Annotated in this window: 11 protein-coding genes; 6 read left to right on the top strand and 5 right to left on the bottom strand. The window is 68.1% G+C overall.

Annotation, left to right across the window (positions count from 1 at the left end):
* Nucleotides 1–595, top strand: a 595-nt coding sequence (locus RMP08_RS06960; RefSeq protein WP_310468267.1) for a DUF3089 domain-containing protein, incomplete at its 5' end; no start/stop codon positions are given.
* A gap of 60 nt (nt 596–655) precedes the next feature.
* On the opposite strand, the gene RMP08_RS06955 is transcribed toward RMP08_RS06960, so the two are convergent.
* Together RMP08_RS06955 and RMP08_RS06950 are read right to left on the bottom strand one after the other, a co-directional pair.
* Nucleotides 656–2,221, bottom strand: coding sequence for a M10 family metallopeptidase C-terminal domain-containing protein (locus RMP08_RS06955; RefSeq protein WP_310468266.1), 1,566 nt, complete (start codon nt 2,219–2,221; stop codon nt 656–658).
* Nucleotides 2,222–2,246: 25 nt separating this feature from the next.
* Complete coding sequence (locus RMP08_RS06950; protein ID WP_310468265.1) at nt 2,247–2,750, bottom strand: hypothetical protein; 504 nt, start codon at nt 2,748–2,750, stop codon at nt 2,247–2,249.
* A gap of 149 nt (nt 2,751–2,899) precedes the next feature.
* Between RMP08_RS06950 and RMP08_RS06945 the strand changes: the two genes are divergently transcribed.
* Genes RMP08_RS06945 through RMP08_RS06935 form a run of 3 tightly spaced genes read left to right on the top strand, consistent with a single transcriptional unit; the run spans nt 2,900 to nt 5,135 of the window.
* Complete coding sequence (locus tag RMP08_RS06945; protein ID WP_310468264.1) at nt 2,900–3,358, top strand: YbgC/FadM family acyl-CoA thioesterase; 459 nt, start codon at nt 2,900–2,902, stop codon at nt 3,356–3,358.
* A complete protein-coding gene (gene tolB, locus RMP08_RS06940) occupies nt 3,355–4,683 on the top strand; it encodes a Tol-Pal system beta propeller repeat protein TolB (protein ID WP_310468263.1) in 1,329 nt (442 codons plus the stop codon). The genes RMP08_RS06945 and tolB overlap by 4 nt, the downstream gene beginning before the upstream one ends.
* Entirely contained in the window at nt 4,680–5,135 is a 456-nt protein-coding gene (locus tag RMP08_RS06935; RefSeq protein WP_310468262.1) for an OmpA family protein, read from the top strand. Before tolB ends, RMP08_RS06935 begins: the two co-directional genes overlap by 4 nt.
* Before the next feature lie 4 nt (nt 5,136–5,139).
* Here the strand turns inward: RMP08_RS06935 and RMP08_RS06930 are convergent, their stop codons facing one another.
* The 3 genes from RMP08_RS06930 to panC form a co-directional block, all read right to left on the bottom strand.
* Entirely contained in the window at nt 5,140–5,454 is a 315-nt protein-coding gene (locus tag RMP08_RS06930; RefSeq protein WP_310468261.1) for a hypothetical protein, read from the bottom strand.
* 84 nt (nt 5,455–5,538) lie between these two features.
* Nucleotides 5,539–6,534, bottom strand: a complete 996-nt coding sequence (locus RMP08_RS06925; RefSeq protein WP_310468260.1) for a sulfotransferase — start codon at nt 6,532–6,534, stop codon at nt 5,539–5,541.
* Complete coding sequence (gene panC, locus RMP08_RS06920; RefSeq protein ID WP_310468259.1) at nt 6,531–7,370, bottom strand: pantoate--beta-alanine ligase; 840 nt, start codon at nt 7,368–7,370, stop codon at nt 6,531–6,533. Before panC ends, RMP08_RS06925 begins: the two co-directional genes overlap by 4 nt.
* An 80-nt stretch (nt 7,371–7,450) precedes the next feature.
* On the opposite strand from panC, the gene RMP08_RS06915 reads away from it, so the two are divergent.
* Complete coding sequence (locus tag RMP08_RS06915; RefSeq protein ID WP_310468258.1) at nt 7,451–8,251, top strand: division plane positioning ATPase MipZ; 801 nt, start codon at nt 7,451–7,453, stop codon at nt 8,249–8,251.
* A 32-nt stretch (nt 8,252–8,283) separates the two neighbouring features.
* On the top strand, nt 8,284–9,663 hold the full coding sequence (gene pgmG / locus RMP08_RS06910) for a phosphoglucomutase/phosphomannomutase PgmG (RefSeq protein WP_310468257.1): 1,380 nt from the start codon (nt 8,284–8,286) through the stop codon (nt 9,661–9,663).
* Nucleotides 9,664–9,681 lie beyond the last annotated feature (18 nt).

Here is a 9,681-nt window from a genome sequence, read left to right as displayed (position 1 = left end):
CGCGCTTGAAATCGAGGGCAAGCCGGCCGCGCGGCAACTGCGGCTGGCAATCATTCCCGGCTTCAACTTGCTAGTGCCTGAGGGAAAACTGGTCGGCGGCACGCTGCGCTCGACGCCGCTGTGCAGCCGCCCCGGCGAGACCGGCTGCGTGCTCAGCTGGACCAGCTTCCGGGTTAACAATCCGCCGCCCGAAGGCGCGATGTTCGGCATCGCCCCGGCGGCCGGGATGACCGTCGCCTGCACCAACCCCGCGCGCCCCGGCTCGCGCGGATGGGAGACGCTCGACAGCTATTTTTACGCGCGCTCGGCGCTGCCCGTCCCCGGCGGGCCGATCACCTGGTCGAGCGAAGGCCCGCCGCCGTCGCCGTGGCTGCGCGCCGAAGGGCTGGTTTCGGCGCGCTGCATCAACGATGGCCGCCGTGGCTATCTGTCGGTGCGCACCAACGCCGACCCCGGCCACCAGCGCACCGACCGCATCGGCGGCGAAGTGGGAGCGATGGGCTTTTTCATCCCCGGCTGGGGCATGCACCTCGCCGACATGGCGATTGTGCAGGGCGACATCATGCGCCTGATCGAGCAGGCAGGGCGCCGGTAGCCGCAAAAAAAAGGGCGCCGCGGACTGTCCCGCGGCGCCCCATTTTACGAGCAATGCGACCTAGAAAATAATGTCGCGCGTGATGCTCACGTCCTGGCCCTGGACGATGATGCTCATGTCATAGCCGCCGACCCCGTCGGTATCGATCCACAGCGTGTCGGTGCGCGCGTCGAAGCGGACGTCACGGCGGGTCACGTCGAGGTCGCTGAGGTCGATGCGGTCGACCCGCGAGCGGAAGTCGGTGATGGTGTCGCGCGAGCCGTCATCCTCGAACACGAAGATGTCGGCGCCCGCCCCGCCGGTCAGCCGGTTGTTGGCCTGGTTGCCGATGATCACGTCATTGCCGCTGCCGCCGATGGCGTTCTCGATCACCGCGCCATAGGCGATTGCGATATTGTCCACCGGGCGTCCGTCCGGACCGAGCCCAAGCGCGGCGTACCAGGCGTTGAAGTCGTCCTGGTCCCAGCCCAGCCGCGCCGCGCGCGCTGCGTAATAATCGGCGTTTATCTCGTACCCGGCGCTGCTGAACGCGCCTTCGTGGAGGTCGATGACGTTATCGGCATTGAACCCCGACAGGTCGAGCGTGTCGTTGCCGCCGCCGTCCCAGATGGTGACGATCGGGGCGGTGTTGGTTGAGAAATCGAACACCGCGCGGTCGGCGGTGCTGTTGAAGCCGTAGACGGTGTCGCCGGCGCGGGTGGTGTAGTCGGCGCCGTACACGTTCTGCACCGCGAGGATGTCGTGCACCGCCGGAGTCTGGGCATACATGAAGCTGCCCGTGGTGGCGGTCCAGCGCACCGCTACCTGGCCGGTGTAGGCACCGTCGAAGTAGCTCATGATGGTGTATTGCTGGGTGTCCTGCGCGAAGTAGGCGTCGTTCTCGTAGGTGATCGGGTCGGGCTGGCCGTCGCCGTCATTGTCGTCGCTGGCGTTATAGTCGCCGCCATGCGCGAGACCGAGGCTGTGGCCGAGCTCGTGAGTGATGGCGAACCAGCCGTAGGCGCCGATCTCGGTGTTGGCCCCGGAAAAGGAGTCCTGGTAAAGCAGATTGGCCCACACGTCGCCGCCGGTCTGGCCGAGCTCGTCGGTACCGTAATAGGCGTTGAACGCCTCTTCCTGCGGATAATAAGCGTGCGCGCCGGCCGCCGGGCTCATCTGCACGAAGCCGAACGTGATGTCGGCTTCGGGCGCCGGCGCCTGCTGGAAAGTGACCGCGATCAAATCGTCCCACAGCTGGATGTTCTGGATCGCCATCGCCTGTTGCTCGGCAGTGAACTCGGCGAAGTCGCCGCGGTTGATGTAGAAGGAATCGGCGAGGATCGTGACCGCGCCGGGCTCGCGATAGTAGCTGTCGCGGATCTGTTCTTCGGTCCAGAAACCGTAGGTCAGCACGCCATCGTGGAGCGCGCCGAAATTGCCGAACGTCCAGTTGACCCCGGCGCGATTGAGATTGTCCGCCGCTTCCTCGGGCGAGTAGATGTCGAGGCCGTTGTAGGTCCCGCCGCCGGCATAAGGATCGAGCGAGATATCGGTCGCGTCGGGCGCGTCGACTGCGCGCGTATTCGGAGCAGTCAAAACTTCGGGCTCATACGCATGCTGGCTCGCGAAAGCGTCTTGATTAGGCACGTCATTCCCCTCCCAAATTGATTCGTTATGGTTGATCCGAAGTGATCGGCGTGTGCAATTTGCGTGAACCGGACGTTCCCAGCAGCTTGCCGAACGCAGTGATCGGGCCTTGCAAAATCCAGTCGCCCTGGACCCGCACCAGCGATGCCGACGAGGTGACCGGGGCCAGCGAGCCGATGGCACGGGCCGGGCGCTGCGGAGTCACCTTGAATGTCACCGCTTTGCGCCCAGCATCGACTGTGCGGGCAGTGGTCTCGACTCGCAAAATCAGCTGCTCGCGGCTGTGTCGAGAGCCCATCGGATCGAGGTCGGCGGCGGTTGCCGCGGTCACCGGGAGGTTGGTCAGCTGACTGGCCTTGCGCACCAGCTGGTCGCACATGTCGCGCCGCTCGGCGTCGCTGAGATCGACGCTCGGTTCGCATGCGATGACCACCCGCCGGACCCCGATCAGCGCCGGTGAAGCCGTTCCCGCCACCGCCATCGAAGCCCCTCCCGCAAGCAGTCCCAAACCGATCAGGTGACGGACCAAATTCGTCCCTTCGCATTAATCGCAGAATTAATGAGGTGCTTGAACTGCAAAGGTTTTTTCGGCCTTGTCAACCGATTCGAGCGACCAATTGAGCGCGCTCCCTCGGGCGAGGGTTGGCCCGCGACTCGCGGCTGGCTAAGGGTGCCGGCATGGACGCGCACCCCCTCGACACCCCCTACCGCGGCGGCTTTGACGGGGCCGAGCACCGCTTCGCGCTGACCGTCTATTTCGAGGACACCGACACCTTCGGCATCGTCTACTACGCGAACTACCTCAAATTCCTGGAGCGCGCGCGATCGGACATGCTGCGCGCGGCAGGGATCGACCAGGCTGCCGAGCTCGCCGCCACCGGCAGCGCCTATGCCGTCGCCGAAGTGAGCCTGCGCTATGTGCGTCCGGCGCGGCTCGGCGACGATCTGGTCGTGGTCAGCACGATCGACGCCATCCGCGCCGCCTCGGTGCATATTCATCAGCGAGTCATGCGCGGGACTGAAACATTGACCGACGGGCGGGTCACCGCCGCTTTCCTGTCCGCCGACGGCCGGCCGCAGCGCCAGCCCAAGGCGTGGGTCGAGCGGTTCAAACAAATCGCCGGGCAAGGGGAATGACCATTCGCTTATTGTTGCCACTGATCGCCGCGCTCGGCCTTGTAGCCGCGCCGGCCGCTGCCCAAACCGCCGCGCCGCCGCCAATCATCCCCCTGGCCGTCCCCCCGCTGCCAACCCCGAATGTGGAAAAAACCGCCGCCGGCGACACGGCGACGATCGGCCGCAACCTCGCCGGGGTGATCGCCGCCGACCTTGCCACCACCGGCCGCTTCGCCCTGATCGGGCCCGACACCGCGCGCGTCTATGGTTTCGCCGAGGCGACCGGGCCCCAGTTCCGCCTGTGGCGCGCAACCGCCGCCAAGGCGCTGGTCTCGGGCTTCGTCGAAGCGCGGCCCGACGGGCGGCTGACCGTTGCCTGCTACGTATTCGACGTCGCCAGCGGCCGCGAACTGGCGCGCCAAGGCTTCGTCGTCGCCCCCGCCGACTGGCGCCGCGCGGCGCACCGCTGTTCGGACGCGGCTTATGCCAAGCTGACCGGCAACCGCGGCCTGTTCGACACCGCGATCGCCTATGTCGCCGAAAGCGGGCCGCCGACCGCCCGCGTCAAGCGCATTGCGGTGATGGACGCCGATGGCTCCAACCACCGCTATGTCACCGCCGGCGAGACCGCCGTGCTGACCCCGCGCTGGTCGCCGCGCGGCGACCGGCTGGCGTACACCGCGTTCACCCCGGGCGGCACCTCCTTGCAGATCGTCGATCTCGCGGCGGAGCAGCCGCAGGTGCGCGCGCTGGTGCCCGGCACGGGGATCAATTTCGCGCCGAGATTCTCGCCTGACGGCCGCCAGATCGCCTTCTCGATGGCGAGCAACGGCAACACCGACATCTATGTCGTCGGCGCCGACGGCGGCGGGCTGCAGCGCCTGACCACCATGCCCGGGGTCGATACCAGCCCCAGTTTCTCTCCCGACGGCAGCAAGATCGTGTTCGAAAGCGACCGCTCGGGCGGGCAGCAGCTGTATGTCATGAACGCCGACGGCAGCGACCAGCGACGCATCAGCTTCGGCGCGTCGCGCTATGCCTCGCCGGCGTGGAGCCCGCGCGGCGACCTCATCGCCTTCACCCGCATCACCGGCCCCAACCTCGCCATCGGGGTGATCAGCCCTGCGGGCATTGACGAGCGCGTGATCAGCAACGCCTGGCAGGACGAGGGCCCGAGCTGGGCGTCGAATGGCGAAACCATCCTGTTCCACCGCACCGATCCGGCCAGCGGACGCACGTCGCTCCGCGCGGTGTCGCTCAATGGCGGCATCGACCGCCGGGTCGGCACGCCGCAGGACGGCTCGGACGCCGACTGGTCGGCGGTCCAGGACGAGGTAAAACGATGATCCGGCTGATCACTGCAGCACTCCTGCTCGCCGCCGCCGCTCCGGCGCTCACCCAGCCCGGCGTGCCGCCGCCGCCGTTGGTCGATCAGGCCGCGCTCCAGCCCGTGTTCGTTGCCCAGTCGGGCTCGGACCGGGTCTATTTCTCCGGCGACGGCCACGGCCTCGACCAGGCGGCGCGGACGACACTGGCGGCGCAGGCGCGCTGGCTGCGCATGAACCCGCAGGTGCGCGCCAGCATCGAAGGCCACGCCGACCCGCGCCGCACCCGCGATTATGCGCTCGGCGTCGGCGAACGACGCGCCAGTGCGGTGCGCGATTATCTGATTTCGCTGGGAGTGCCGCCGGGACAGTTGGGCGTGGTTAGCTGGGGCAAGGAACGGCCTGCGGTAGCCGGCGCCAGCGAAGGCGCATGGGCGCTCAACCGGCGCGTTGTCACTCTTCTGATTCGCTAGGAAATTACGCCGCGTAGCGCTGGTGGCTGCCGAGCCACGAGCGCGCCTGGCGCTGCGCTTCGGCGATTTCGCGGGCGGTCATCTCGACCGAGATTTCGGCGCGGCATTGCTGGCCGCGGGTGCAGCCGGAGAGGGCCGCGAGGTTGAACCATTTGTGGGCTTCGACGAGGTCGACGGCGATGCCGCCGCGGCCGGTGGAATAGGACACGCCAAGCTCGAACAGGGCATCGACATCGCCGCGCTCGGCGTCCGCGAGGCGGCTGCGGATCAGGAAGTCCGCGCTCTTTTGACTGATTGCACCCATCACCGTGTCCCCCATTTTGCTCGTTGGGGGCAATTCATCAGGTGAACACGAACAAATGGTTAACGCGGCGGCGACCAATCGCACCGATGCGGAGCCAGCTCAGCCGCGCCGGCCCAGCCAGTGGCCGAGGTCGCGGCCGATCAGAGTCCCGAGTTGGTCGATATCGGCGGCCAATGTGTCGCGAATCTCGGCGCGCAGATCGGGCGGGACGCGGATTGGCTCGGCCGGCGCCTTGTTCCAGCGCAGCAGGCGCTTGCGCAGGCCGAGGATTGCTTCGGCCAGCGGCGACGGCCCGGCCTTGGCCTTCTTGCCATCGAGCGATTTGACGCGCTGGCGGAATTGTTTCCCGGCGAGCAGCGTGCGGGTCCGTTCGGGCGGGCGCTTGAGCGCACGCTGCAGCCAGCCCAGCTTGAACCCCTGCCCCGCGCGCTTGGCGCCGAACTTGCGCCGGCCGTCGTCGGGCAAGCCGAGAAAAGCCAGTACCCCGCGATAGGCCGCCCCCGGGTCGGCGACGAGATCGTCATGGATCACGATGTGGCAGCGCTCGCGCCCGACCGCGGCGAAGAACGCCGCGACATGCTTGCCCAGCCGGCCGATCTCCTCATAGTCGAGCAGGCGCGGGTCGAGGCAGGTGCGCGGGATTTTCCGCCCAGCCCGACGCGCGCCGATCAGCCGCCACGCGCGGGCAAAATCCGCCTCGGTCTCATCGCCGGTGTACAGCAGGCGCTGGTGCAGCGACGGGATCATCCTGAGCGGGTCGCGCAGGGCGATGATGAACTTCGCTTGCGGCCACAGCCGCAAGATCGCCTGCATCCGCTCGGCGGCGTACAGATAGCTGACCGAGCCTTCCATCATCACCGCGTCGCGGTCCGCGCAGTGGGCGAAGAAGCGCTCAAGATACTCGTGCTCGACAAGGTCGCGCAGCTCGGCCTCGGGCAGGTCGGACAAATCCGACTGGGCGAAGAAATGCGGCTCCTTGACCGAGGCGAAGCAGATTTGCGGATGGCGGGCGAGATAGCGCGACAGCGACGTGGTGCCGCAGCGCGGCGCGCCGACGACGCAGGCGAACCCGCGCGGATAATCGTCCAGGCTCATGCCTTCACCGCGATATTGTCGATCAGCCGGGTAGTGCCGAGGCTCGCCGCCGCGATCAGCCGCATCGTTCCGCCCGGCGCGTCGAGCGGCTCGAGCGTCGCTTCATCGACCAGCACGACATAGTCGATCGGGTCGAACCCGGCCTCGCGCAGCGCCTGCCTGGCCTGCTCGAGCGCCGGTGCGACCGCACCGCCGCGGCCGATCGCGTCTCGCGCCGCCTCCAGCGCACGCGGCAGGGCAATGGCGCGGGCCCGTTCGTCGGCGCTCAAATAGGCGTTGCGCGAGGACTGCGCGAGGCCGTCGGCGTCGCGCACCGTCGGCACTCCGCCGATCCTCACGCCAAGCCCGAGGTCGGCCGACATGCGGCGGATCACCGCGAGCTGCTGGAAATCCTTTTCGCCGAACAAAGCGAGGTCGGGGCGCACCGCGAGCAGCAATTTGGCGACCACCGTCGCGACCCCGTCGAAATGGCCCGGCCGCGCCTCCCCTTCCCAGCGGTCGCCGACCCCGGCGACGTGGACGGTGGTGGCGAACCCGGCGGGATAAATGTCGTCGACCGTCGGCAGCCACAGCATCTTGCACCCCGCCTTGGCCAGCAGCGCGGCGTCGGCCTCATCCTGGCGCGGGTAGCGGGCGAGGTCTTCGTGCGCGCCGAATTGCAGCGGATTGACGAAAATCGTCGCCGCGACGACGTCGGCCTGGCGCCTCGCCTGGGCGATCAATGCGAGGTGACCGGCGTGGAAAGCGCCCATGGTCGGGACCAGCGCCAGGCTGCCCCCCGCCCGAAGCGCGGCCAGCGTCGGTCCAAGCCGTTCCAGGCGACGGACAATTTGCACCCTCGGCGCCCCTCCGATAGACCAGTGACGGGAGCGCTTGCACTGGCGCCGGGGCAAAGATCAAGGGGCTTGGGGGTCGCATGGGCCAGCCGCATTTCATCATCTTCGCCAACGAAAAGGGCGGCACCGGCAAGTCGACCACGGCCGTCCACACCGCGATTGCGCTCGCCGCGACCGGGCACAGGGTCGCCGCGCTCGACCACGAAAGCCGCCAGCGGACGATGACCCGCTACCTCGAGAACCGCGACGCGACGATGCGCCGGCTCGACGTCGCTTTGCCCCACGCGCGCTCCGAAGTGCTCGAAGCGACCGACGAACCCGCGCTCGAGGCCGCCATCGCCCGCCTGTCCGCCGACGCCGACGTGATCGTCGTCGATACCCCGGGCCGCGACGATCCGCTCGCCCGCGCCGCGATCCTCAAGGCTGACACCTTGGTCACCCCGATGAACGACAGCTTCGTCGACCTCGACCTGATCGGCCAGGTCCACCCCGAGAATTTCAAGGTGACCAAGCCGAGTTTTTACGCCGAGCTGATCTGGAACAGCCGCACGGCGCGCGCCAAGGCCACCGGCAAGAGCGTCGACTGGGTCGTGCTGCGCAACCGCCTGCAGCATATCGACAGCCACAATCTGCGCCGCGTCGGTGCCGCACTCGACGAGCTCGCCCGCCGCGTCGGCTTCCGCGTCATCCCCGGGCTCGGCGAGCGGGTGATCTACCGCGAGCTGTTCCCCAAGGGCCTGACCCTGCTCGACCTGGCGCAGCTGGGCGAGGTCGGCATCGGCCACATCACCGCGCGCCAGGAATTGCGCGAGATGATCGCGGGCCTCGGCATCCCGGCACCGGGCGAGGAGCCGGCCGAGCCGGTTGCCGCCGCCGGCTGAGCTTTTTCGCGCTTCGTCAGTTAAGGGGGCGCATGACCCACACATTCCACCCCTCCATCCTGCGCGAATATGATGTCCGCGGGATCGTCGGCGACACACTCAGCGACCGCGATGCTTTTGCGCTTGGCCGCGGGTATGCCGCGCTCGCCCGCGAGGAGGGCGCCGCCACCATCGCCGTCGGCCGCGACGGCCGCAGCCATTCGCCCGAACTCGAGGATGCGCTGGTGCGCGGCCTGACCGCCGGCGGGCTCAATGTCGTGCGGGTCGGCATGGGCCCCTCGCCGATGCTCTATTTCGCCGCGGCGACGCTCGGTGTCGATGGCGGCATCCAGGTCACCGGGAGCCACAACCCGGCCGATTACAACGGCTTCAAGATGCTGCTCGGCGGCCGCTCGGTGTTCGGCGCCGAAATCCAGGCGCTCGGGGCGCGCTGCGCCGCCGGCGACTATAGCGAGGGCGCCGGTGCGGTGAGCGAAGCCGACGTGCTCGACGCCTATGTCGACCGGCTGGTGCAGGATTTCGGCGGGATCGGGTTCAAGGTCGGCTGGGACAATGGCAACGGTGCAGCGGGCCCGGCGCTGGAGAAGTTAGTCAAACGCCTGCCCGGCGAGCATCACGCGATTTACACCGAGGTCGACGGCAGCTTCCCCAACCACCACCCCGACCCGACGGTCGAGGCCAATCTTTCGGACCTCAAGGCGCTGGTCTCCGACAAGCAACTCGATTTCGGGATTGCGTTCGACGGCGACGGCGACCGCATCGGCGCGGTCGACGGGCTCGGCCGGGTGATCTGGGGCGACCAGTTGCTGGCGATCCTCGCCGAGCCGGTGCTCGCCGCCGAGCCCGGCGCGACGATCATCGCCGACGTCAAGGCGAGCCAGATCCTGTTCGACCGCATCGCCGAGCTCGGCGGCCGGCCGCTGATGTGGAAGACCGGGCACAGCCTGATCAAGTCGAAGATGAAGGAAACCAATGCGCCGCTGGCGGGCGAGATGAGCGGGCATATTTTCTTCAAGCACCGCTGGTACGGCTTCGACGATGCACTCTATGCCGCCGTAAGGCTGATCGAGGCGGTCAGCGTGTCGGGCAAGACGCTGACCGAGCTGATGGACGCGATGCCGCGCTCGACCTCGACCCCCGAGCTGCGCTTCGCGGTCGACGCGGCGCGCAAGTTCGCGGTGGTCGACGAGGTGCTCGAGCGGCTGTCGGCCGACGGCGCGAAAGTCGATGCCACCGACGGCGCTCGGGTCAACACCCCCGACGGCTGGTGGCTGCTGCGCGCGTCGAACACGCAGGACGTGCTGGTGGCGCGCGCGGAGGCCAGCGATCAGGCAGGGCTCGATCGGTTGGTCGCGCAGATCGACGAGCAGCTGGCCAGGTCCGGCGTCAAGCGGACCGAAGCCGCGCACTGAGCTTTGCGCCGCGATATG

Origin of the sequence: Sphingomonas sp. (genome assembly GCF_031426035.1) — a bacterium.
Taxonomy (GTDB): Bacteria; Pseudomonadota; Alphaproteobacteria; order Sphingomonadales; family Sphingomonadaceae; genus Sphingomicrobium.
This window is presented reverse-complemented; position numbering and strand designations above follow the sequence as displayed.